This window comes from Marinomonas spartinae (assembly GCF_900089775.1).
Taxonomy (GTDB): domain Bacteria; phylum Pseudomonadota; class Gammaproteobacteria; order Pseudomonadales; family Marinomonadaceae; genus Marinomonas; species Marinomonas spartinae.
Genome location: NZ_FLOB01000002.1, coordinates 635856 through 661915, shown reverse-complemented (window position 1 = coordinate 661915; position 26060 = coordinate 635856). Strand labels below are relative to the sequence as shown.

General features: G+C 44.9%; 19 protein-coding genes and 1 pseudogene. 4 read left to right on the top strand and 16 right to left on the bottom strand.

From position 1 onward, the window contains the following. Positions 1-74: 74 nt before the first annotated feature. From MSP8886_RS07225 to MSP8886_RS07210, 4 genes are all read right to left on the bottom strand, one after another. Positions 75-3194 carry an efflux RND transporter permease subunit gene (locus tag MSP8886_RS07225; protein WP_067014163.1) on the bottom strand — a complete coding sequence of 1040 codons (3120 nt, stop codon included), beginning with the start codon at positions 3192-3194 and terminating at the stop codon, positions 75-77. Positions 3195-3203: 9 nt separating this feature from the next. Continuing rightward, positions 3204-4757, bottom strand: coding sequence for an efflux RND transporter periplasmic adaptor subunit (locus tag MSP8886_RS07220; RefSeq protein WP_067014161.1), 1554 nt, complete (start codon positions 4755-4757; stop codon positions 3204-3206). Then, the gene (locus MSP8886_RS07215) at positions 4754-6142 is read right to left on the bottom strand and encodes a TolC family protein (RefSeq protein ID WP_083200853.1); all 1389 of its coding nucleotides are present in this window, start codon (positions 6140-6142) and stop codon (positions 4754-4756) included. The genes MSP8886_RS07220 and MSP8886_RS07215 overlap by 4 nt, the downstream gene beginning before the upstream one ends. A gap of 70 nt (positions 6143-6212) precedes the next feature. Next, complete coding sequence (locus MSP8886_RS07210) at positions 6213-6632, bottom strand: hypothetical protein (RefSeq protein WP_067014159.1); 420 nt, start codon at positions 6630-6632, stop codon at positions 6213-6215. Positions 6633-7046: 414 nt separating this feature from the next. On the opposite strand from MSP8886_RS07210, the gene MSP8886_RS07205 reads away from it, so the two are divergent. Then, a complete protein-coding gene (locus MSP8886_RS07205) occupies positions 7047-7394 on the top strand; it encodes a helix-turn-helix transcriptional regulator (RefSeq protein WP_067014157.1) in 348 nt (115 codons plus the stop codon). After that, a complete protein-coding gene (locus MSP8886_RS07200) occupies positions 7378-8631 on the top strand; it encodes a type II toxin-antitoxin system HipA family toxin (RefSeq protein WP_067014155.1) in 1254 nt (417 codons plus the stop codon). Before MSP8886_RS07205 ends, MSP8886_RS07200 begins: the two co-directional genes overlap by 17 nt. 39 nt (positions 8632-8670) lie before the next feature. Here MSP8886_RS07200 and MSP8886_RS07195 read toward each other — a convergent pair whose 3' ends face one another. From MSP8886_RS07195 to MSP8886_RS07150, 9 genes and pseudogenes are all read right to left on the bottom strand, one after another. Then, complete coding sequence (locus MSP8886_RS07195; protein WP_083200852.1) at positions 8671-9384, bottom strand: HAD family hydrolase; 714 nt, start codon at positions 9382-9384, stop codon at positions 8671-8673. A 2-nt stretch (positions 9385-9386) separates the two neighbouring features. After that, positions 9387-10028: pseudogene (locus tag MSP8886_RS07190) on the bottom strand (FGGY-family carbohydrate kinase); the annotation flags it as partial. Positions 10029-10798: 770 nt separating this feature from the next. Further along, positions 10799-11101 carry a hypothetical protein gene (locus MSP8886_RS07180; protein WP_067014149.1) on the bottom strand — a complete coding sequence of 101 codons (303 nt, stop codon included), beginning with the start codon at positions 11099-11101 and terminating at the stop codon, positions 10799-10801. Beyond that, positions 11094-12341 carry a reverse transcriptase/maturase family protein gene (locus MSP8886_RS07175; RefSeq protein WP_067014147.1) on the bottom strand — a complete coding sequence of 416 codons (1248 nt, stop codon included), beginning with the start codon at positions 12339-12341 and terminating at the stop codon, positions 11094-11096. The genes MSP8886_RS07180 and MSP8886_RS07175 overlap by 8 nt, the downstream gene beginning before the upstream one ends. Beyond that, the gene (gene avd, locus MSP8886_RS07170) at positions 12338-12688 is read right to left on the bottom strand and encodes a diversity-generating retroelement protein Avd (RefSeq protein ID WP_067014145.1); all 351 of its coding nucleotides are present in this window, start codon (positions 12686-12688) and stop codon (positions 12338-12340) included. Before avd ends, MSP8886_RS07175 begins: the two co-directional genes overlap by 4 nt. A gap of 55 nt (positions 12689-12743) precedes the next feature. Beyond that, complete coding sequence (locus tag MSP8886_RS07165; RefSeq protein ID WP_067014143.1) at positions 12744-14216, bottom strand: hypothetical protein; 1473 nt, start codon at positions 14214-14216, stop codon at positions 12744-12746. 18 nt (positions 14217-14234) lie between these two features. Then, on the bottom strand, positions 14235-19052 hold the full coding sequence (locus MSP8886_RS07160) for a phage tail tip fiber protein (protein ID WP_067014141.1): 4818 nt from the start codon (positions 19050-19052) through the stop codon (positions 14235-14237). Continuing rightward, positions 19052-19564, bottom strand: a complete 513-nt coding sequence (locus MSP8886_RS07155; protein ID WP_067014139.1) for a hypothetical protein — start codon at positions 19562-19564, stop codon at positions 19052-19054. Before MSP8886_RS07155 ends, MSP8886_RS07160 begins: the two co-directional genes overlap by 1 nt. Before the next feature lie 2 nt (positions 19565-19566). Next, on the bottom strand, positions 19567-20118 hold the full coding sequence (locus tag MSP8886_RS07150) for a hypothetical protein (RefSeq protein WP_067014137.1): 552 nt from the start codon (positions 20116-20118) through the stop codon (positions 19567-19569). A gap of 162 nt (positions 20119-20280) precedes the next feature. Between MSP8886_RS07150 and MSP8886_RS07145 the strand changes: the two genes are divergently transcribed. Beyond that, the gene (locus MSP8886_RS07145; RefSeq protein ID WP_067014136.1) at positions 20281-20844 is read left to right on the top strand and encodes a hypothetical protein; all 564 of its coding nucleotides are present in this window, start codon (positions 20281-20283) and stop codon (positions 20842-20844) included. A gap of 21 nt (positions 20845-20865) precedes the next feature. Then, positions 20866-21414, top strand: a complete 549-nt coding sequence (locus MSP8886_RS07140) for a hypothetical protein (RefSeq protein WP_067014134.1) — start codon at positions 20866-20868, stop codon at positions 21412-21414. 32 nt (positions 21415-21446) lie between these two features. Here MSP8886_RS07140 and MSP8886_RS22315 read toward each other — a convergent pair whose 3' ends face one another. From MSP8886_RS22315 to MSP8886_RS07125, 3 genes are all read right to left on the bottom strand, one after another. After that, entirely contained in the window at positions 21447-22193 is a 747-nt protein-coding gene (locus MSP8886_RS22315) for a phage antirepressor KilAC domain-containing protein (RefSeq protein ID WP_175365280.1), read from the bottom strand. Between the two features lie 3 nt (positions 22194-22196). Next, positions 22197-22601, bottom strand: coding sequence for a hypothetical protein (locus MSP8886_RS07130; RefSeq protein ID WP_067014132.1), 405 nt, complete (start codon positions 22599-22601; stop codon positions 22197-22199). Between the two features lie 315 nt (positions 22602-22916). Beyond that, entirely contained in the window at positions 22917-26021 is a 3105-nt protein-coding gene (locus MSP8886_RS07125; protein WP_067014130.1) for a hypothetical protein, read from the bottom strand. Positions 26022-26060: the final 39 nt, after the last annotated feature.

Below are 26060 nucleotides of genomic sequence, written 5' to 3'. Positions count from 1 at the left end.
AAAGAGGAGCCCACCTGTACCAGCATTTTGTGCGGCTCTGAAAAACCGCGTTTTACATCGATTGAAACAAACACTCATTTCAATGAAGATTTTTTCCATAGAAAATACACCGCAGGCAAAACTAATAACGTCAGTACGACCGCGCTCACCATACCGCCAACCATAGGTGCAGCGATTCGACTCATCACCTCCGATCCCGTTCCAGTACCATATAAAATTGGCAACAAGCCGATAATGATGGATACCGCCGTCATCATCACCGGACGAACTCGCATACCAGAGCCATGAAGCACCGCATGGTAAAGCGTGTCCGCGCGAGGTAAGACGCCTTTTTCAGCGCATTTTTTTTGTGTCTCTGCCCAAGCTTGATTCAAATACATCAGCATAATGACGCCGATTTCCACGGCCACGCCAGCCAGCGCAATAAAGCCAACCCCCACTGCAACCGAGAAGTTGAAACCAGATAAATACATCAACCAGATACTACCCACCATAGCAAATGGCAAGGTGCCCATAATGATCGCCACCTCGGAGAAGTTACGGAAGTTGATATACAAGAGGACAATGATAATGGCCAATGTGAGCGGAACCACATAGGTCAGCTTTTCTTTTGCCCGTTGCATATACTCATATTGACCAGACCAATTTAATGAATAACCTGCTGGTAATTGCACTTGGTCTGCTACGATTTTTTGTGCGTTTTCGACATAACGGCCAATATCTACACCTTCAATGTCCACAAAGGTCCAACCGTTTAAACGCGCGTTTTCACTTTTTAATCCTGGCGGACCTTCTTCCACATAAACATCAGCAATATCCCCTAAAGCAATTCGTAAACCATTCGGAGTCACGATTGGCAAAAGGGCTAATTGCTCTGGTGAATCACGATATTCTTGTGGATAGCGAACATTAATGGGATAGCGCTCAAGCCCCTCAATAGTATTAGTGACATTCATGCCACCCACCGCCGAAGAGATAAGCTCTTGAACATCTTGAATGTTCAACCCATAACGCGATGCCTTCGCGCGATTAATGTCTATATTGACGTAACGACCACCGGCCACACGCTCAGAATAAACCGATGCCGTGCCTTCAACTGGTTTCAAGATTTTCTCTAGCTGCAAACCAATATCTTGAATCACTTTCAGATCAGGACCTGCAACCTTTATACCCACAGGGGTTTTGATGCCCGTTGCCAGCATGTCGATTCGTGTTTTGATCGGCATTACCCAAGCGTTAGTAATGCCAGGGATCTTGACCAGCTGATCAAGCTCTTGCTTGATCTTGTCGCTGGTCATGCCGTCTCGCCATTCAGAGTGAGGCTTGAGTTGAATAAAGGTTTCGATCATCGTCAAAGGTGCTGGGTCTGTCGCGGTTTCTGCACGGCCAACCTTCCCAAAGACAGTTTTCACTTCTGGCAAGGTCGCAATCAGTTTATTGGTTTGCTGTAATACCTGACGTGCTTGTCCGATGGAGATCCCCGGATACGCTGTTGGCATATACATCAAATCACCTTCGTCTAAGTTAGGAATAAACTCACTTCCCAACTTATTTAACGGCCACATACCAATGGCAAATATAGCAATCGCCACCAAAATGGTGGTTTTCGGAAAACTCAACACGGCTTTTAACGCCGGCATATACACCGCGATCAAAGCCCGATTAACGGGGTTTTTATGCTCAGGCAAGACTTTACCTCGCACAAAGTACCCCATCAAAACAGGCACCAGAGTGATGGCTAATGCCGCCGATGCGGCCATGGCATAGGTTTTGGTATAGGCCAACGGGCCAAACATCCGTCCTTCTTGGGATTCCAAGGTAAACACAGGCACGAAACTGACGGTGATAATAAGCAGACTAAAGAATAACGCGGGGCCGACTTCGGTAGCCGCGGCGGTCACAACCTGCCAACGGTTTTCCTTGGTCATTTCGACTTTTTCCATATGCTTATGGAGATTTTCTATCATCACGATTGCGCCATCAATCATGGCGCCAATGGCAATCGCAATACCGCCAAGCGACATGATATTGGCATTAATACCCTGCAAATGCATGACGATGAAGGCGGTCAAAATACCGACAGGCAGACTGATGATGGCCACCAAAGAGGAACGCACATGAAAAAGAAACACCATACAAACCAACGCAACCACAAGGAACTCTTCCAGCAGTTTGGTCCATAAATTCTCCACGGCACGATCAATCAAACCGGAACGATCATAAACCGTCACCACCTCAACGCCTTTTGGCAAGCTGGATTTCAAGGTTTCCAATTTCGCTTTTACGCCTTCGATGGTTTTCTGTGCGTTTTCACCAAAACGCATCACCACCACGCCGCCGACAGTTTCGCCTTCACCATTGAGATCTGCTAACCCTCGACGCATTTGTGGGCCAATACCAACGTCTGCAACATCTTTGATCGTCAACGGTGTGCCACTTTCACTGACGCCAAGCGGAATCATTTCAATATCTTCGACGCTCTGAATATAACCAGACGCTCGAACCATGTATTCAGCTTCTGCCATTTCAATGACCGACGCGCCGACTTCCTGATTACCGCGTTTAATGGCATTTTGAATGTGACTCAATGGCATGTTTAACGCGCGCAATTTATCTGGATTCACACTTACCTGATATTGCTTCACCATGCCGCCAATGGGCGCCACTTCCGATACGCCAGGCACGGTTTGTAATTCATACTTCAAGAACCAGTCTTGCAGTGAACGCAATTGACTCAAGTCGTTTTGACCGGTTTTATCCACCAAGGCATACAAATACACCCAGCCGACGCCCGTTGCGTCTGGCCCCAATTGCGCCCTTGCGTTACTGGGCAAGGATGGCGCAACCTGACTTAAATACTCCAACACTCGGCTTCTCGCCCAATACATATCGGTATCTTCATCAAAAATCACGTAGACATACGAATCCCCAAAGAACGAATAACCGCGCACTGTTTGAGCACCGGGCACAGACAACATCGCCGTGGTCAACGGGTACGTAACTTGATCTTCCACAACTTGTGGCGCTTGTCCTGGATAGCTGGTTTTAATGATAACTTGCACATCAGACAAGTCAGGAATGGCATCAACGGGAGTATTCTTTAACGAATACAAGCCAGCGCCCACTAAAATAAAAGTAGCCAACAACACCATGAATCGGTTGTTTATGGACCAACGAATGATCGCTTCAATCATGATATTCCCCTACTCAGTGTCAGCGTCAAAATAGTCAGTGACCATGAACTTCACGCTGCTTTCACGCGTAATCTCAAGTTGAATATTTTTGCCAATCGGTAATTCATCTAGTTCTAACCAATCGGCTAGTGCAAAGTCCATCGTCATTTTTGGCCAATTCCAATCAGCAATAGCATCGTGGTCCACATTCACCTTGCGTGTTGTCGCATCGATACGATTAATACGGGCAGCTACCCAAACATTGTTGGTAGGTTCTGCTGCTGACATTTCATTACCAGACATTGCCGTGTTAGCCATTTCAGTGCCACTGGCAGGCATTGAAGTCTGCTCACTGTCTATATTCATGCGTTTGAAATCCGAGCTTTTGCTGGATTCAGAGTCCAACAAAAACTGCGCCGATGTCACGACCTCATCACCCAGCACCAAGCCGTCTAAAATTTCCACGTAGTCATCACCGAACGCGCCGGTTTCGACTGCAATCGATTTATAACGCCCTTCACCCAATGCCAGTACCACGCGGCTTTGCTCGCCGCCACGAATTAGCGCTTCTTTTGGTATCAAGCGTTTTTTACCTGGCTCCGTGGTTTCAATACGAACATGGGCAAACATATCTGGCTTCAAAAGTTGCTCAGGGTTGTCTAAACGAATGCGAACACGCAAAGTGCGGTTTTTGGCATTTAGAGTCGGATAAATAAAATCCACGTTACTGGCAAAGGTTTTCCCCGGTAGGAAATCCATAACAGCCTCAACCGGTTGACCCACCGCGACAAGATGCGCTTGTCGTTCAAACACTTCAGCATCCAACCACACCTCACTCAAATCCGCGATCGACATCAAAGTTGTGCCTGGCTTAATGTAGAAACCATCTTGAATTCCAAGGTTGTCAATAACGCCGCTTTGTGGCGCAAAAAATCGCACTGTTTGAGACACTTTGCGCTTTGTCTTTAACGCTTGGATAAAACTGCTCGACACTTGCAGAGCTTTTAGCCTTTCTTCACCCGCGTTGATCATGCGCTGGTCTTTGCGCGCTAACGCAAAGACAAATTCTTCCTGCGCATTCACCAAGGTTGGTGAATACAGATCGAACAAAGGCTGACCTTTTTCAACTGAATCACCATTGAATTTAATAAAGCTCTTTTCGATCCAACCTTCGACACGAGGATGAATATGAACAATCTTGTCTTCGTTGTAGGCCAAATAGCCCACAGTACGAATGTCTGGTTTCAGCACGCCTTCAAACACTTTTCCTGTTCGCACGCCAAGGTTATTAACGACTTCAGGCGAGATACTCACAGTACCAGCGCCCTGATTATTGGAACCTTGATCATCGCCATAAAAAGGAATCAAATCCATTCCCATAGGAGATTGACCCGGCTTGTCACGACGGTAATTTGGGTCCATTGGCGCCACCCAATATAAAGGCGCTTTTTCACCTTTCGTGACTGATGCACCAGCATTCATTTCCCCGTTCATGGCATTAAATGCTTGAAGACCAAAGTGATAACCCGTAGCCGAAAGAACGCCACCTAGTACAAATACGCCGATATACCCGATTACTTTCATTTGAGTTTCACCTCTTCACCTTGTGCCATCACATAATTCAATTCTGCCAAGCGCTTGAAACGCTCAATGCGAATATTCAACAATTCAATATGCGCATTCAATGTCGCGATACGCGCCTGAACCACATCCGAAAAAACACCATCATTGCTGGTATAAGCATTCAACATGGCTTGTGCGCTTTCTCTGTAACTAGGAAGTAACTTTGTTTGATAAAGACGGATTCGTTGATCTAGCAGAGTAATATCAGATGTCAGAACACGGTATTTCGCCATGAGTTCATTCAGCACCAGCTGCTTTTCAGAAAGAAAAGACTCAACTTGTAAGGATGCAGCTTTCACCTGAGCATCCTGTCGACTAGATGAAAAGATTGGCACGCTGACACTCACCGCAATCGACGCCAGATCGGCTCGATCTTTACCACTTAGGTCATCACCGCGATACCCATAGCCCAAGGTAACGCCCCATTCTGGTTTGTACTTTTGCTCGGCAATCGATTTATCTATCTGCGCGGTATTGGATTGAACATCGACAATGCGAACCAACGGATGCTGGCTCAGACGAGCCGCCAATGCCAATGAATTCGATGAAAGCGACGAACGGCTATTAGACGGGGTTACCATAATGGGTTCACCCGTTGTTTTCAGAGTGATTTCTTGATCAGCTTTATTCTGACCAGCCATGGCCGGAAGAATATATTGGGATAATTTTTTCAGTGCATTTTCTTTCGCTTGGCGAAGCTGTGTTAGACGATGATCTAACTTAATCAACTCCAGCTCAGAACGCACTAAATCTTGCTGTTTGGCTCGCCCGTACGCCGAGCTATAACTGCTTTCCACTACCTCGTGAAGTTGTTCGAACAAGGTTCTATTTTGCTTAACGAGTTTGATACTTTCTTCGTAGCTGTAGGCCGTTAGCCAAAGATTTGACACTTCCATCGCCAGCATTGCGCGACGATTATCTCGCATCAAGGGCATTTGATCGCCTTGTGCGGCGTACTTTTCTCCTGTTAAACGTAAGGTATCGCCAGCTGGAAACATCTGCGATACCGACACGCTAAATTGCGTCATCGCTTCTTGGTTAAAATCAAAACTGTCGGTTGGCATATTCAATAAACCAACATTGATTTTTGGATCCGGCAACGCCGTCATACCTTGACTTAAGGCACGAATGGCATTTTCTTTTTGCTGGCTGGAAATCAACCAATCATCTTGGGAGACGGCTTTTTCCACCGCTTGTTGCAGGCTTAATACTTCTGCGCTCGCAACAAGTGGCAGTAACGACAATAGGAAAACGGAGGCAATACGATGCGTTTTACCGATTAAAAATCGACGGCAATAGACACTCTGTAATACATGACAGAATGCCAAAAAATTGTGTTTGGCCATTGGCTCGACTACTCATTTTTAAATTCATAAAATCTCAACGCGAATGAAAGCGATGAGTGAAACAGCGAATTTAAGAAATGACTATAGGGGGGAAGTAAGGCGTATTTGGATGGGTAGAAACGTAAAATTCAGACAACAGAGCCGTATGAACAGAGGTGATTTTGTCAGAGTAAGAATGGTAACTGACCAGTAAGGCTGAAAAGTTACTGCAATGATTGTCCATACAATTTTGATGATTATGCTCTGATGTCAGACTGGAACATTCATCCGCCGAGGTTGAGGCACAAGAGGAAACTTCTTCAGAAGACATATGATGAACTGATAAATCAGACATGGTATGCGCTTCCATAGACATCATATTCGAGGAAGGCGACATCATACTGTTCGTTGCCATTGCCATCGAAAATAACGATAGCACAAACAGCAACAAACACACGAAACCGTGTTTTCTCGCTGATATGCTGATGTTATTTAAAACAAATGATGGCATTTATAAAACTCTCTGCTACTAATCAATAAACTATGTGCAAGTAATCAATAAACTATGTGCAAGTAATCAATAAACTATGTGCAAGTAATCAATAAACTATGTGCAAGTAATCAATAAACTATATGCAAGTAAAAAGCGTAAAGCAACTCAAACTTAAATTTTGATAATCATTTGGACTTCCCAGACTTTACAAGACAACAATTGACATAAAAACCTATCTAAATCGAGGTTTTCATAAACTTCAAGTATATCGTCACCATTGGTTTCATCATTCCATTTATCCATGGACTAAAAAAATACTTCCTTATATTTCCGCACTTTCAGATATCGAAAAAAGAAACACTTAAGTTGCCTTACATCGAAATAGCAACTAATATGTTTCTATAAATTAAAAAGCAACTTATTAGTTTCCTTATGATGAATCTACTACAGCAAATCAAAAATCGTCGTTTAGCACTAAAACTCAAGCAGAATGACATGCCTATGCGTATTGGTATTTCTAGACAGCAATATCAACGACTTGAAGCAAAAGGCAACCCAAGACTCGATACGCTTGAACTGATTGCCAAGGGCCTAAACAGCGATATCATGCTGATTCCAAAAGAAAAGTTGAATGCTGTTTTAGCGGTTCTTGAAAGTGATGGTAACAACACATCTTTACCGCACAAACAGCCAACTCATGCTGACGAACAAAAAAAACTATCGGATGATCTATGGAAAGGATTACTAGAAGATGGGGACGAAGATGACAACGGAAATTAGTGTTCTTAAGTTGACATTTCATGGCCATCTAGTGGGGTATTTGGCAGGGGCAAAAAATGGACGTAATATTCTTCATTTTGCTGAAAGCTTTCAATCTAATATAGCGCGCCCCACTTTTAGCTTAACCACCCATCAAAATTTTCCGCGTGCTGATAAAATGCTATCAGAGCCATGGGCGACCAACCAACGCTTGCACCCTATTTTGTCTAATCTATTGCCTGAAGGTTCTTTGCGAGAGCTGATCGCTCAAGGACTCAAAACCCATGTTGATAATGAGTTTCATATTTTGTCTTATCTGGGCATGGATTTACCGGGCGCATTAGTCGCTGAACCGATGGAGCCTGAAGATGTTCCTCTACATTTATTCTCATCTCATGGCCAACTAAAAGCGGTTAAATTCGACAAACTAAGCCAAGAGAACAAGTTTTCCTTGGCTGGTGTTCAAATGAAGTTTTCCATGACGGAAAAAGACGGTCGATATAATTTGTCGAAAGACAATGTGCTTGGCGATTGGATTGTGAAAACACCCTCCACTAAACACAAAGAAGTGCCCGCCAATGAGTTTACTGCCATGACTCTCGCTTCTCTCATTGGCGTGGATATTCCTGAAATAAAATTGGTCGAGATAGACCAATTAGACAACCTTCCTCAAATCAACCTTCCGGATGAAAAATTAGCTTTCGCCATAAAACGGTTTGATCGGCGTGACGACCAACGTATTCACATGGAAGACTTTGCTCAAGTTCTTGTGAAGTACCCACATGAAAAATACAATTCAGGCAACTACGAACAAATAGCAAAAATCCTGTATCAGTTTTCTGGTGATGGTCTAAATGACGCCCAACAACTTGCCCGTCGTTTACTCGCCAACATCCTATTAGCAAACGGCGACGCCCATTTGAAAAACTGGAGCTTACTGTATTCAGATCAAGTAACTCCCAGACTTTCCCCGGCTTACGACATAGTTACCACCAGTGTGTATATTCAAAACGAACAACACTTTGCCCTTAACCTTGCAAAGACGAAGGCTTGGTATGATGTCTCATATAAACACTTTGAACATTGGGCAACTAAATCAGATATTCCATGGCGAGCAATCAAACCGCATCTGGACAATGTAATGGAAAAAGCCAGAAGCCTTTGGCCTGAGGCTTTAAAAAACCTACCCATGAATGAAGAGCACAAACAGCACCTAAGAGAGCATTGGCAGAGACTTCATGAGGATTTTCGAGTTTAATAACGTATAGCAAAGTCTGATAAGTCCATTACTCTTAGGTTAGTTGACCTCTGATAGCTTCTCAACAACTTCAGCAACCTCTTCATAGCTACTTACAACCCAATGGGCTCCAGCCTCAATAAGTCGTTGTTTGTGATTTGGATGCTTTGCATGAGAGCCAGCAGTCAGGCCTATACAAAGCATCCCGGCACGTCGAGCGGCTTCGACACCAGCCGGACTGTCTTCAATAACTAGAGCACAGTCCGCAGGAACAGACATATTTTTTGCTGCCAATAAAAACAAATCCGGTGCTGGTTTGCCATTTTGAACCATAGTGGAAGAGAAAATATTGCCAGCAAAATACGACTTAAGCTTTGTAGCGGTTAGACTCACATCAATTCGTTCTGGATGAGAGGATGAAGCAACGCAAACAGGCAAATCGAGTGATTCAATGAAGCTCCTTACACCTTTAACGGGCTGTAGCTCTTCTTTAAAACACGTAAACAACTGTTTGTTCATTTCATCCAACGATTCCTGCGATAGCATTACGCCTTGTTTGGCGAACAATTCATCCCGTGCCGATTTCATACTGCGACCTTGGAATTGTTGAATTACCTCTTCTTCACTCAGTATTCCACCTTGTTTAAGAATCACATCATGCAAAGCCACAATAGACAAATTTTCACTGTCCACTAACACGCCATCGCAATCAAAGATAATTAACTTGAGCTTTCTAAGTTCAGATGCCATTGCTATTTCAGTATCGAATGTCACGGTTACAACTCCCTAGCAACAGATTGAAGTCTACAAAACGCTAAGAATCGAGCATCATGCTGTTTGCAGATATCAGTCTCGGCCGGTACATACTTTTTCCCAAAAGAAGACATGGCTTTCATCGCACTTTCTAAGTTGGAATATCTGCCAGCAGCAACCGCGGCTAGCATAGCGGTTCCAAGCATGACGGGTTCATCCGAGCTTGGCGCAATAACCTCTTTACCAGTTGCGTCAGAAATGAGCTGACGCACCAATGGATCTTGTCCAGCACCGCCACTTATAATAACCCTTGAGATGGTCAACCCTTGTTCTGCCTGAGCTTCGATAATTTGTCGCAACCCATAAGCAAGTCCGCAAATACCAGCGATATAAAGTGTTACTAGGCTATCAATAGATTTATCCATATTTAACCCCGCCATGATTGCTCTGGCTTTTGGATCAGCAAAAGGCGCCCTATTACCCAAAAACTCAGGGACAACGTGAACTCCCTTGGCTAGATTGATCGCTTCACTCAAATTATGAATGTTTGATTTAGCACGATTAGACAGCCATACACTCAAAGGAAGTTTGGCTTCCTTTGCTAACTGCTGCGCTTCGGCCGAAGAAGGATGCATCATTACCAAGTGATCAATTGCTGCCCCTGCCGCAGACTGGCCAAATTAACTATGCCACTACAATGAAGAAGGGTTTAAAAAATCTGATCTAGGTTACATAGCTGTTACGGCATTAAACGAATACGGCCTGCTTGATCAAGCTGCTTTCGAATTTTTAAGAGCTGATAAGTCCTGTAGTTTTCAGTTGCTTAAAACTTTAGATGAAATAACAGACAATGAAAAAAAATATTCTAAGTACCGCTATAAAAAACAGCCAGAAATTATCTTCAACAACGAAGGCTACTTTGTAGCACGAAATTGGGGAGTTCAACACGTAGATGGATTTATTGAGAAACTTGCAAATCAATTCAAAGTATTACAAATATTAAAAGATTAAGAACGCAAAAAATTAGACTAGCTTAAAGGGTAAAGGTCACTAAAAAGCAGTAAAAATACAAAGTTAGGATCAAAGTGGTATCAATCTGGTCCCTTTTTGGTCCCAATTCAGATACAAAAAAGCCGAACACTGGGTTCGGCTTTCGTAACTTACTGAAGAGTAAGTATAAATTTTGGTAGGACTAAGCAGATTCGAACTGCTGACCTCTACCATGTCAAAGTTGCTTCGCTTTGACAGTAAAGCGATGATTTAAAAAGAAAAACAGGTGTGTTTTATCCTTTATTCTAGACCTGTACATCAATAACAAAATCAGTAACTTACATTATGCTTAGATAAGAATCATTCGAGCAAAGTGCAATATATCGCCACTCCGATATGAATTTTTATGGTACAAAAAAAACGCTTTCGCGGCTTATATTGATTTCTAAATCGGGTATTTAGCCTGTATCTGCTCAACAGCTCGGAGCCCAAGAGTCCGAGCGACTTCTGCCCCCTCTTCGTCGCCTGCTGCGGATTTTCGTAGGGCTTCTAGAAATAGCGGGTCGCTTTCGCTTTTATATGCCATTTCACGGTTTTTCATTCGCTGCGCTGCTGCTTGCTCTGTTTCAAACGCTTGCTGTCGAATAATGCTTTCTTGTGTTTCTTCGTTAATGCCAAGTTTTGCCATAAATTCTGGCGTGGCGTCTGTGTGAGTCTGGCCGTCGTAGATATACGTAAATTCATTCATTTTTTAGTGACTCCGCGAGTGTGTTGAGTGATTTAATTAGTCCGTCGCTGTCTGCGTGCTTGGCGTGGCCATGCCATGATGCTGCCATTTTACGCATATCATCGTCGGTGATTTTGCCTTTTGCATGCTTGCGTATTTTTGTCTTGATGCGCTTGACGCTGCTTTTTCGAAGGCGCTTGGTGTGCGAGTAAATATGGTAACCGAGGTAATCCAAGCTACGACCGTTTTGCTTGGAGACAGGAAATATCTGGGTTTTGTTGTTGAGCGTCAGTGCGAGTTGTCGCTCTAAAAACATTTCGATTTTCCGCAACGCTAGATGCAAATACTCTTTATTATGATGCACAACGATAAAGTCATCGATGTAGCGCATATATCTCTGCGCTCTAAGCGTGTGCTTTGCATAACGGTCTAGCTCGTGCAAATACACGTTCGCAGCAATTTGATTCAATATACTGCCTGGCAATATCCCAACGCCTGGAGACTCGCAGGGGCCGGAATCGATCACATAATCAATCAGTTCCAGCGTTTGCTCGCACTGAATGTGATGGCGCAATAACCGCTTTAGCGTATCGTGCCGGATGCTAGAAAAGTATTTGCTGACATCGGCTTTCAGTGCGTATGCCACACCGTGTTGCTGCTCGACTTGCCTGACGAATTGCTGAGCTCGATCGACTCCAGCATGAGTGCCTTTGTTTTTGCGACATGCGTAACTGTCGTCAATAAATCGCCTATCGATAATGGGCATGATGATGTTGTAAATTGCACGCTGAAAAACGCGATCACGAAAGCTTGGGGCAGATATTTTTCGTCGTTTCGGCTCAAACACCCAAAAGTGACGGTATCGATCTGTTTTGTATGTTTTCCAGATGAGCTCATTTTGCATTTGGATGATGTTTTCTTCGAGATTATCGAAGTAGCGCAAACAGGACGGGGCTTTTGATTTGTTTTTACGGCACGAATAAGCCGCACTTATAAGGTTGTCGAATTGATAGATTTGATCGAACAAAGCGGGCGCACCCGCCTGTTCTGTTTGTGTTTCAGCAATAGCTGGGGCGACATCATCCTTTTCAAAATGCACACTCGACGCACCCATGAGTGCATCGATTCTGGCGATATCAAGAGCTGAGCGAGACACGATATTCGAGTTCACGTTCGAACGAGGATTATTGACGTTGAGAGCCGACGGCCCCGCATCACCTGCGTTGTTCGAGTTGCCACCGCGAATCGGGAATCTATTCATAATGACGCCGCCTGCGGTTGAGACTTAATCCAACCGCCGATCATTTTACCTATTTCTATCAGCATCTTGCACCATATTTCGTAACGTCGCGCGTTTATCGCATGAGTTTTTTTAGCAAACCGGACCTGCTCCATGTGCAACTTCATTTCGTGATCGAGATTGCGTAGTGCGGTCTTTTTATGATGTAAAAATCTAGCGGCGATCATGTGTCTTTTTATTTCCCACATCGTTTTACTAATCTCCACACCCAGCGTGTATTTTTCGTATCGCGGAAAATTTTTGATGGCGTTGTGCGCGTACGCCATAGCATCGTTAAATTTTGACTCTATCATTAAGTTCGTTTGCATTTTAAACCCAAGCAAAACCCCGCTATCGCGGGGAGATCAGAAGAACAGCAAGCAGCTAAGCAAAATAAGCTGAGCGAGACACGATAGACGAGCTCACGTTCGAACGAGGATCAGTGACGCTGAGAGCCGACGGCCCCGCAGCACCTGCGTAGCCCGAGCTGCCACCGCGAATCGGGAATCGTTCGCCCACATTGCGCACCCAGATGCCACCCTCCGAACTGGGGGCGGCGTGCTCAACGCCAAGGCGACGCATTAGCTCGTTACCCGTATAACTTGCGTCTTTTGTTACATTGCTATTTAGCGCGCTGTACGAGTACTGACTGCCATCTGATCTAGATGTAACAGCGGTGCTCAGCTTTGGCACGCCCGTTGCGTTATCGTAATAAATCCCCTGGCGAGTCCAGAGGGATTCGTCTAGTTCAGGCTGATTGTCAGATGTGCAAATAATCTCGCCTTCAAGCAATTTGAACTGATCAACCCACTCCCACTTATTGCCGACCAAATCGAAGACGCCGTAATCCGTGCCGTCGTGCGACCATGAGCTTGGCCCTGCGCCAGCTCTCGTATAGCCGTAACTCGACGTGTCGCCAGGCGCTTTGCCGTCTTGGCGCGTTGCGCTTTCATATCGACGAGCGTGAGAGCGGCCGTAATATGTATTGCCAGTAATCTCGGGGTTGAATTTGAGTGAAATCAAACGCAACAACTCCCATTCGTGCATACTGATCATGTGCCAGCCAGCACCCTTGGCTTTGTACATAGCTTTCATCTGGTCAAAATTTAGCGAACCCGTCGGATACTGACCGCCTACGCCCGCCAATTTTCCGTCCACACTGGTGCTTTGATAGGGGCTGATAAACACCTCAGATCGAGGTGCACCATTCGTCAGAAATGCAGTCATGATGCCTGTCCCGAGATTCAGCTCGGGCAAATCGAGATCTTCGTAATTTCTGCGACCGATGACGCACATCTCTTCAAGATTTGAAAAAGCGTCGGTAATTAGTGTGCGTTTGCCGCCGCTGATTCGCTCCACCGCATTGCGGTAGCCCATAGTTGCCGAAATTGTTAGTGATTCGGTTTTTTCGGCATAATCATTTTCAAGGCTTGATCGCTGTTCTGCTATTTCACGATCAAGCTTTACGAGTGACGCAAACGTATGTGTCGTGCCGGATGCGTCGGTGATCGCTACATCCTTATCTTGGGTGACCATTTCCTCAAGAACTTGATGCGTTTTTGCTGCAAATTCATTTGTCTCACGAAGCGCTGCAATCCCCTCTAAAAATGGCGCGCCAGTAGGCTGCACAGCGGCAGGCTGATTAGTTACTGTCGCCATACTCCATGGTTTCGCAAGCGAAAGTGTACTATTACCACTGCCATCAATAGATGTACCGCTGGCGATTTCAGTGGGGGCTCCATTTACTATTAACGCCCAGCCAGATTTGACACCAGATAAGTCAACACTGCCGCCGACGGAGACGGTAACGTCCCCGAAAGCGACAGAAATAGACGGCAAATATAACCAATTAGCCATTTTAAACTCCAAATTTGATTAAGTAACTCTAAGAAGGCGCCAGCTGATATTGCATGGATCCAACGTCACGTTGTACGCACCATATACTCTAATTCTTAGATTAATGGTCGCTTGGCTGTAGAAACGAGTTAATGGGATAACTTCTGCGGACACTCCCCACGCTGAAGTTGAGGGAGTATTTGATTGAACACCAGTATTGACAAAACCTACGGCAACACCCGTATAAAATTTGCTGCCGCTCCATGCGTTTGCCGGATACCCTGTATCAAGAATGGCATCATATTTTATCGTGCCATCACCGCCTTGAACTCTCCCCAACGAAAATGTGCCGCTTGCCACGGTCATTTCACGCGACACAACAACGCCGTTAAACTCAGCTGATCCATTCTTCAAAATCCGCCAGCCGGACACACCTGGCGAATAGTTGGCGGACTGAATCACATCGCCTATTTTTGCATTCGTGATTTGTCCATCACCTATTTTTGCTGACGTAATAGCAGCATTAGCGATATGAGCATTTGTTATTTGTCCATCACCTATTTTTGCTGACGTAATAGCTGCATTAGCTATGTGAGCATTTGTTATTTGCCCGTTCGCAATTTTTGCAGACGTAATAGCCGCATTGGCTATCTGGGCATTAGTGATAGCAGAGTTGACAACTTTTTCTGATGTGATCGTCGCATCTTTGATGCTGGCACCATCGACAATCAATTCATTTGCATAGACCTGATCCCCCTCGATGCGAAACGGCGTTTTTGTGCCGTTCTGAGTCTTGAACTTCATCTGATTTGCAATGAATTCAAGAGAGCTACCGTCGACGCCCGCATTAGCAAAAACACCTGCCAGCTGATCCCCGTAAACAGCGAGCAAAGCCGCTGTTGCGGCGCCGCGACCATCTGCTTCGAGTATCGTTTGATACATATTCCCTGCTGATATTTCGACGGTTTCCCCATCGGCATTGGTGCCAGTTACTTTGACGTTTCGCAACGCTTCGGCAATAGACGAATTACCTCTCCATGTATTACCTGCCAACTCGCAAGACGCGGCGGTCTCGTGACTTGTTGGATTGCCGCTGGAATCAACACAATAGCCTATTGCAGCGCGGCGGTAATCGCTAAACTCAGCTTTATTTTCATCAACCACCACTTCTAACTCATCGACTGTTTGAGCCAGTGCCGTGGTTTCATTGGCCACCGCTTTTGTCTCACTGCGAGCGAGCGCAATCGTGTCATTTTGCTTGAGTTGCTCACGCTCTGAGGCTGCGGCATTAGCGGCTTCAAGAAACGCATTTTCAGAAAGATCATCATTATCGACTTGAGATTGATGGGTGCTAACAATTTGCTGAGAGATAGACCCCGCCTGTGCATCGAGCGTTTGCTCAACTGCACTTACTCGAGCTCCATACTCTTGCTGTGTTGTCGATTGTGCGATTTGCGAAATCAATGCTTCAGCACCGTCAATCCATTGCTCTGCTGAATTGGCCTTGGTGACCGTGCCGTTTTCGTCAAGCTCCGTAAGCTTCGCAATGACGCTGTACTGAGCGTTCCAACTATCTAAAGTCTGCTGAACATCGTTTTGAGTTAGAGTATTTTGCTCATAAAACGTGGTGGTCACATAGTTAGACAATTGGCCGCTGACTGCATCAATATTTTGCTCTGCTGAGCTAACACGACCTTGGAGCCCTTCAATTGCTGCTTGTGCGGCAGTGCGTTTGCCTGCCTGCAAACTGTGGAGCTGATACATATCATCCGTGGTTTCACCCAAGATAATGCGCAATCCAGTGATATTGCTTGCTGTGTAATCCTCTACATCACCAAAATCAACAGTCACTGTGTACAGCTGGCCATCGTCCAATATTTCAGGAATGTCCATTTCATAATCGGACGAGTAGTCGTGCGAAGCGGTTTTATATTGGACTTTACCTGCCCACACTGCCCCACTTTCTCGCGCAATTGATAACTGAATAACATGGTTATCTGCGCCGCTGTAATCCATTGTCGCGGCGATATCGCCCAGCGTTAAATCAACCCATGCACCAGCGTTGTAAACTGCCGTGCCACTTTGCGCGACCCAGCCATCTAAACCAGTGTTAAACGTGGTGACGTAAGCCGGTTGAATGGCGGCAATAGCCCCCGCCACGGTTTCTGTTAGCTGCGTGAACGTTGCCCGCTGATTGATCAGCCCCGCTTGTACTGATAGCTCAGATTCAGCGTCGGTCAAGCGGTCGTTTGTTGTATCAATGCGAGAAGCTTGCAACGCGATAGATGCATCAACACCATCAATCAACAACTTAGCTTCGCTAAAGCGATCGTTCGTGTATTGATAAGCGCGATTTATGATGGTCCCGTTTGACGGATCGATTTCAACAACGGCATTCAGGATGCGATAGTACTCATCGTTCTGACTGAGTTGATAGCGTTGCATTTCAGCTGCACGAGCAGCCGATTTAAACAACTGCTCAGCAACATCATCCGTTTCAAATTGCTGCTTTTGCACTCGCTCAGCTGCCGCTTTCGCGACTTGTTCAATGTCATCAGACAGTGATAAATCACGTTCTTTTAACTGATTAATAGCATCAGAAACTGCATCGTTTAACGTCGTAACAGTGTGAGCGCTTGACTCACCAAGGCCAAAGGCGTCGTAAGAGGCAATGGCAATTTTGTATTCTGTTAACGCTGCCAAGCCATCTAACGTGATAGAAAGGCTCTCGCCTTTGTAACGCTGGTTTGCATCATTTTTTGGCACTGGGGCCACATTAGCAAGCCAAACAACCGCGCCCTTTGCATTTGAAGGTGCTGACAATGTCAATTTTATATCGTTAACAGAGGCCCAAGCCTGTATAGCGGGAGCGATTGGTGCTGGCTTAGACACGGCCAATGCTGCAGACTCACCAACAACGCCAGCAACATTCACGCCACTCACTCGCACTTCAAACGAACGAGGAAACCCCATTGATTTAAATAATTCAAAACTAATGGTTGTGGTTTCAGTTACCGTATTAATACTTGCTAAAGCATGTCCACTTTGAACATTATAAATTTCAACCTGATAATGCCTTAAAGCAGGCGACACTAATGCAGACCATTTTAGCGTTAGAGAGCTATCAAACTCACCAACGACAGCCAGCCCAGTAACACGATCAACAACAGGCACATTGACAGAAAAAGTGGCTGTTGTTGCGCTCGATCTAGTGAGAGCATTACGAGCTCGAACGGTCGCATAGTAATTACCAGCTGCAAGATAAGGCAAATTCAAGATTGGTATGTAGTCGTCGGCCCAATCATTTGAGCTGGACAGCGTCGTAGTCAACACTTGAATGCTATCTGATGCGCGATAAATCTCGATTAAATAATCGTGGACAAATGCGCTGTTTGATTGAGGCCATGTTAAGGCCCCTACAGTCCCCTCATTCCAGTTATTAGACAAGTAAGACAATGTTTCAGGCGGCGGTAATACACTGGCATCCGCAATCGTTGGCTTAGTTACAACTTGCTGATCTGGAATATCAATCCAAGGAAAGATAGAAGGGTCATACATTGCACAAGCAAATGAAACCGAGCCATCGGCATCAAGGGTTCGCGTTGCTACTCGCCACAAAATGCCATCGTTAAGACCAGGCATATCCATGACTAACAAGTCACCACAGCGAACCTTAATCGTCCATGGCTGGCCATTAAACGATATAACACCACCTTTGCGGCTTTCTAATAGCGCTTGGCGCGCAATGTCTAGTGCTTGATATCGATTCGTGCACGACTCAACAGTAATATCAGCATGAGACTCTTCCCAATTATCCTCTGCTAAATAACCCTGATATTCAGCGTCATTGATTGGGTAAGTTGCTTCGTTTGTTTCCCATTGTTTGTCGGGGTCGACATAGGTGATGGTGACGCGATTATATTTATCTCGTGCACCATTAGGACTTTTTGAGATATCTCCTATTATATCGTCATAAGTAATCGTATGGTTTGGGTTCGCATCATTTTGAATCACATAGCGCCAAACGCCCGCAGTTTGCGTGAGAAAAGCGCGACTCTCGGACACTAACTGCTTAATATTGTCAAATGGCGTTTTGGATGTGTCGATAGCGGCGTTACAAGAAAACCGTTTTACCATTATTGAGCTATTTGAATTGCTTGGGTAGCTGACATCGGCAAGTGTCGCTGATGTTTTGAACGATTCAAAATCAATCAAAGTATCAGACATGCCGACGCCATATTCAGCTGAACGAAAATAATCCAAAACCACTAACGCAAAATTATCCGAATAACCTGTACTGCCTGTGCGTGGGTCATATAACAGAGCGCCTTCTATAATGGATTTAAAGACAGGCAGGCCGCTGTACTTGTCTTGATCATAGGTATATTGCACCGCTTCATAAGCAAGCCCTTGCAAGCGATGATTCGATGTCCATTCACTTAATTCCGAAACCAAGTTCGCATCAGCGGCTTGCGATGGATAACCATGATGAAATGTATGCCGAAGCAAGGCTCCGTATTCGCTTTCAGCTTTATCAGACACAGTAACGGAGCTTGAGCTATGAACGGGGCCCACACATTGAACTAAAACTGAGTTGAGGTATTTATTTTTTGGTCCTGTCGTATTCAGAAACACGCGAGTGCCCCCAACTTTTCTGCGACCATAAATAACAGGGATGTTTGCAGAAGATGAGCTTTTGTTAACGGTTAAGCCTGAGGCCGCACTGTCTGCTGGATCAGTACCTGGCACCTCTGGTTTTAATAACCCTCCAACCCAATCGATAGCATCATCCACAACGTTAACAATTGGATCTACTATCTTGCGAACACTTTTAAAAATCTTGCTAAAAAAGCCCATTATTTACCCCATTTAATATCGCTGATTTCTGTACCGGCATAATCCAAGCCTCTATCATCGGGGTAGAATTGGTGTTGGGAATCTGAGTTTGTAGAACGGCCGCGCACTTGTTGCCAATGAATAATATTGGCGCTTGATGTGACTTCTATTGTGTAGCCGTCTTCCGCATCGGTCGCTTCATATTCAATCATCCGACCTTCAAATAGCTTATCAAACTCTTCTGAGCCATCGTCCCAAATATATTGGCGGTAATAGGTAATGGTTTGATTTAGATAATCATCATCGTAAAACGCCAGAAGAACAGGGTCGTATTCAGAAGCTATGTTTAACGTAACCTGAAAATCACCTGTTGTTATTTCAAGAGTTTCCTCCACATCACCAATACCGTCTGTGGCAAGATACAAATCAGGCTCATATACATCCCCCATGAATTCAACTGGGATACCGCCGTCTGTCATTAAAAGGTCGCCACCACTGCGAAATGACATCTTGATTAAGTTACGAATAATCATGTTTACAACATCTCCTCAAAGCTTGCTGAAACCGTGGTTAACGGGCCCTTGGTTTTGTACGATATTGCATCGTCTGTACGGGTGACAGTAATTGGCACGGCTTGCGTAATTACTGCTTCTGCGGCAAAAACAGCACGACGGAGCTTAGGAAAGATAGAAACGGTGTTGTCGGATGACGACATCACTCGATACACTTTGCTGTGACCGTTAAATCGTATGTAATGACCAACTGTTAACGACCCTCCCCCCGTAATTTGAATAGACTCAGCGCCCGCTTGGGTTGTCGTTTGAACCTGCCAATTGCTGGTTGCATCTTTGTGGTAAGAGCGCACGGGGTGAATAATGTCGTCATCAATGGACTGGCCTTTCATTGCATCTAACGCCACCTCTAAAACAAGAGATTTTGCATCCAGATAATTAGGCCAAGTAACAGCAATCTCCCAGCGTTGTTGCTCTAAATTACGAGAAATCTTTCTGCCTGAGCGCGACCGGGTAACCGTGTTGGGATCATTAGAGGTGATGGTCACCTCTGCTTCATCAATATAGGGGAGCATTGGCACCTCAAGGACATAAAAAAAGCCCGCCAAGGCGAGCTTTTAATAAAAGATATGCAGCGGTCACAAAAACCGCAGTGTGAATAATTTACCTCTGCTAACTTCCCTTTTCAAGATAAACTACGTATAAATAAAGCATTTGACCTGACAAAGGACTGACAAATGAAACAAACAATATTATTAACTGTGGCTCTTTCTTTAACTGGATGCACCTCCATGATAGATACAATGGATAGCTTTGCAGGGATGGGGAAACTCACTGTAGACAAAAACTCGTTTGATAACACGAAAATCATATATCTTACTCCTGACGCGCTTTACAACCCTGACGCCAGTATTTTTGACCCTGTATCTACACGACTTGGTGCGGTCTGGACATCCAAATCCCCTCAATTCGTCAACCTCACCTTTCAGGAAGATGGCGGCTATGTGAAATTTGACGAGGTCGCATTTAAAGTCAACGGCAAGACAAAAATTTACCCCATTGGTTTAAGTGACTTGGATTTTGACAACTCCAAGCTGTCTGGCATGAAAAGCACCGCTTACGCACTAATACCGATGTCAGAATTTAAAAATATACTGACCGCCAAAACCTGCCAAATGAAAATAGAAAAAGCAACAGGATATGAAGTGGCCAGCTGTTCAATTGACCGTATTCCAGGTGGAAAAAGAACTGCTATTCTAGGGTTTAGAAATATGTTGAAAGCAATAGAAGAGAAAAAATAAGATTACCATAGGGGTTAGTTTATGGATGATGTAGATCTGCTTGTTACCGCACTTTATAGAGCGCAAAAAACCGGGGAGCCTTTAAAAATTAATTACTCTGGCGGTTCACAACCAAACACAAGCCGAACAATATTTCCTCTCGATATAAGACATAGTGAGGTTACAGTTCAGTGTTTAACAACCGAGAAAGAGAAAACTCTTGAACTTGAAAAAATGTCGTTATGCGTAAACCAAGAAAGACCTGCATACGACATGAGTAACATCTATCATGATACACTCGAAGAACTTCTAGAAGAAGATGGTGAATCGCTAAGCGAAGCCTGTAAAAATGCAGGATTTGAGGTAGCCCTGCGTAAAAACAATATAAAAATATTCTACATAAAAGAAGAAAACGGGAAAAAGAAAAAAGTTGATATACTTCGGCTTTACGATAATCCATTTAATATTGATGAAATTAACGTTTTTTCGAGAAAACCATATCTGAACAAGGTGGTCGATATCCATTCTGCAAAAGAGGAATTCCTATCTCGACTAGAAAAAGTTAAAGCGAACTATCAAAGCATGCAATAAACAAAGCGCCCCGAGCGAGGCGCTTTTATCACTTAATGAAGCTGTGGGTGTTCTTCATCCCACAATTGTTTGAGCTTCGTTAGCCCCTTTCCTGTCACCACGGTGGTGACAGATTGTTTTAATCCGTGCTCTGGATGTTGAAAGTTGCTAAGTTTCACATTCAGCAAGCCTTGTTCTATCTTCTGTTGATATGGCTCGTTTCGTCGAGAAATCCAGCCAATATTGCGCAGAAAATCAAATAATCGCCGCTGGCCAGTGCCGATTATCTTAGCGGCTTCCCCTACGCTGATCGCATCAGGTGAAATATATACTCGTTCAGCAAATTGCACCTTTGGCGCGTCCTGCTCTACTTTCTGAGACAATTGTTTGTTTGTCTGTTCAAGTTTTAGCCGCTGTTCTTCAGACTCCATCGCTAATTTCAGTATGTCCATTTTACTGAGCTGGTTTATATTAGGCGCACTAGCATGCAACTGGTCGCGCATTTCAAAGAAGGCTTTAACCAGGCGTTTTTTAAACGCCTTTACCGTCTCATTATTGCGCATATAAGTCAGCAGTAGTGTTGCTTGCTGCTCATTGAGTATTGCTACCTCTCTATTTTGAGAGCCACCTTTTGTTTCAAAGGATCGCATTTCAAATGCGACCCTTCCGAAATCCTCCAAGTCAACTGTATTCTGCCGTATCAGCTGAATAACTGTTTTGTGAGTATTTCCAATGCCGTCAGCGATGGCCAATGAAGTGGTCACCGGGCATCCATTTTGTTTGATCACAAGTGATTGCATCGTTTATCCCTCCATTCTAGCCAGTTCGGTTGCATATTGTGCTCTATGGTCGTATTCGGCCTGCACAAAAGCCAAATCCACAAACACATCGCACCGCTTGGCAGATCGGTAAAGGTGTCGCTCTAAATAGCTAAAAAAGCCCACCCAATAGCCCTTTGTGGCGGTTTTGTCTTGAAAATCGATATCCCCCGCGATATGCCCCAGCACACCCGCCCCCACATTGTCGGGGTCGTCTTTTAGCTGTTGCAAGAAGTGTGCGGCCATTTCACGGCCAAAGCGGTTGGCTTTTCGATAGTTGGAGGTAGGCCTTACTGCCCAGTTACTGTTAGAAAGATTGGCGCCTGCATGGTCTAGGGATAGACTAAAGCGCGTTGGATAAGGTGCCGTTATGGCTTGATTACAGATCATAATGATCTCCTTTTTGCATTCTCTGAAATACCCAATAACTGATTGGGTGTCAGGAGGTTCAGAACGGCCAAAAAGGAACCGCGGGTAGCTTTCCCCGAAGGTATTTTATCACTACCGCCCTCCCGACTTAACAGGAGTTACATTTGCGCATGAATTTTGAGCACAAAAAAACCAACACTACGGGGTTGGATTTCCGCCTAATTGAGAGGTTCTGACGCCTCAAGGTGGATACTAGATCAGGAATGACAAGATTGCAAACTTTCTAAAAACACCACAATAACTGGTTGGAAATTAAGAGTATCTCTTTTAACAGTCCTATCGCACGCCTTTTATTTTTCCTCCATTGCGCCCAGCTTCGGCAGAAACTCCGTTATAGACGAGTTTTTGCCCCACTTTAGACTTAAGAACCGCGACAATTTGAGTGGCGATTTGCTCACCTGCAGCCTGCCCAATATCTGTTGAATTGCTGGATTTTGATGTGCTTACCTGAACAACAATATCACCAAACGAAATTTGGTTAATCGTTGAGCCTTTGCCACTCTCGCCCGTAGAGTCTTTCGATAGCGTTAAGTTATTACGGTGTCTCGGGTCTGTTTGTGTCAGCACCTCTTCGCCTTTTAACAATATGGCGGGCACTTCATTGGCTGCCAAGCGTGCGGAGTAGTTGTCCGAGTCCTGACCAGCAATACCACCAGTATGATAGGTTTGGTTTTTTACATTACCGACTTGCTCAAGACCATAGGCAGTTAAGGCAGCGGCTGCCGCAATCCCCAAGGCTGGACCAACGATAGGAATTGGCGCTAACGCCGTATAAGCTGCCATAGCGCCCTGATAAGTTTGGATTCCTATATTGTAGATAGCCGCTGCTTTACCTATTGCTGCCAACTCTTTGTTTTTACTGTTCGCCATACCAACAAAGAGATTATTAAAGTCTCTTTGTTTGTTTAGACTGGTCTCTAGGTCTTGCTGCTCAGCCTTTTTCTGATTTTCAGCGGTTCGTTTGTCTGCGATAAGCTTGGCACTATCGTATTGTTTTTGGGTAATATCCTTATCGCGTAAGTGTTTATCAAGCAGCTTTATCTCTTCAGCGTAGCGGTCCTTCTCTTTTTGCAGCTCGGTTTTTCCGTAATCGTCATACCCTTTGAGAATGCCTTTTTGGTATTCTTTGAACATTTTTAACTGGTAATCATAGGACTCTTTTTGGAAAGCAATCACTTTAGCGTCTTGGTCATTCGTGATGCCGTTGTCTTGCATATACTGGAGCACACGCTGCTGGTGTTCTAGCGTCATTTGCTCTCGCTTAGTGTAGTTTTCAGAAAAGGCAGCTAAACGTTTTTGACGTTGAGCCAACTCGAAACGCTCTTCTTGAAGTGCATAGCTTTGCTTTGTCTTAAACTTCAAGTCTCTCCGATCTAGTTCAATTTTATTCTCTTTCTCTTTGTACTCTTTGTTGCTTATAAGGTTATTTTTATGCCGACTGTCTAATATCGACTTTTCTTTATCGTAAAAGGAGGTGATATCAGACATCTGTTTATCAAAAGCCGCTTTTCTGCTTTGCTCCGCTGTCTGAGATGCGGTTTGAATCAGTTTTATACGATCATTTAGTGCTTGTGTCGATATCTGCTTACGCGCTTCTGTCTGCGCTTTTTTCACTCGGGTTTCACGCGCCTCAATTTCGGTGCTAATGCTTAAACCAAGCTCCATAAGAGATTGTTTTTCATCCATCTCTTTTTGAAGTGATTTGGATTTAACATTTCCAGATCGCCCTCTAAAACTTGCTGGATGTTCGACCTTTTCAGACTGTAACGCTTTAATTTTTGCGGATGAGGCCGCTATTTTTTCATTCACCTGGTCTAATGAAGCAGTTAAGTTATTGTACGACGTTGTGGCCAGTTTATTGTTTAACTGGTCTGTAGATACGCCTAATAAATCAATTTCTTCTGTAGCATCCGCTGCGCTGCTTTGCAGCATGCTTAACACGGTTACACCTGTGAATAACAGACCAATTGGCCCCCCCACCAAACCTAATGCACTGCTCAAGCCACGCGCGGCAATAGAACCTGCTCGCATTGATGCATTATGCGCTTTTTGCACCGTGGTAAGCCGCTGTGTCGATTTTTCTAAATCTAATTTTGCACGGTCTAGCTTCTTGGTGTTATCTGTTGCCACTTGAATTGCAGCGCTATTTTTAGCAACTTGCGCCTGATGAGCCTGTTCTGCTTTTTCCGCTCGTTGAGTGGCTGTTGCAAGACGCGCTTTAGAGGCGGTCAGCTCTGCCTCAGCTGCTTTCAGTTTATCCGCTCTTTGTTTCGCATGGTCCAACTGGGCGGCGTGTGACTTTAAGGCGGATGCCGCTTCCACGTCTGCTGCTGCTGCAGCCTGGGCAGACTTCGCTCTTTCTAGGTTAGACGCGGATAATTTTTCGCTTTCTGCCGCATCACGTTTTTTAGCGGCAATGGATTCTTTATACGCCAACTGCTCAGTAGTGAGCTTTATTTCTGCTTTAGCTAGTGCCGCCTTAGCTTCTTCTACATTGGCGGCGGCATTTTGCTTGGACGCAACTGTATCAGCGAACTTAGCCTGCATTGATGTGACAAATGCGGTCGTCATGCGGCCCGCGTATACAGAAGCCACTACGGTGCCTGCTGTTGACATGGTATCCAGTGCATTCGATACCGCGTCACCATCGCTTGCAAAATCGTTAAACAAATCGCTCACACCTTTTACGGCTGGCTCAAACTCCGCTGCCAATTGCTGTGATAGCGTTTTGGCGGCGTTCTGCATAACATTGATTTCATTGGCAATCGCTGCCAACTTGATCGCGTCTGTTTGCTTGAGCACTTTGTTTGTTGCGTAGGCTTCGTCTTGCATTTCGCGCAAGCCTTTGGCGCTATTACGCAACAATGGCAATAGTGCAACCAGGTTATCGCTACCCAGTTGATCAAGATATACTCGAGCGCTAGCATCGCTCAGTCCGTCAAGCTCTTGCGCTACTTTATAAAGCAGCTTATCCGGTGCTAAGTCGACAAAGTCTTTTACATTCAGATTCAATGTTTCAAAAAAATCAGCGGCCTCGCCTGTGCCGATTGTCGCAAATTCTTGAATGCGTACCGACATATCTTTGAGCACATCATTCATGGCTTCGCCATCGATGTTGTATTTGCTCGCGGCATACTGCAAAGACGTGATTTGTTCTGTTGTTGTGTTGAGATTGTCCGCTGCGATTAGCGATGATTCGCCTAAGCTGGCCATCTCTTTGGTAAAGCTGACAATCCCAACCCCGCCCAACCCCGCTGCAATAAGAGACTGAGCAGAAAGGGCCGTTTTTTTAAGCTCTTGAAAGTTGGCCTTTGCAGAATCAAATGCCGCACGAGTGCGGTCTGTCGCGGTTATAATAAATTGGTGGCGTGTATCACTCATCGTTCTGCAAAGCCCCTTCTATGATATTCATGGCTCGTA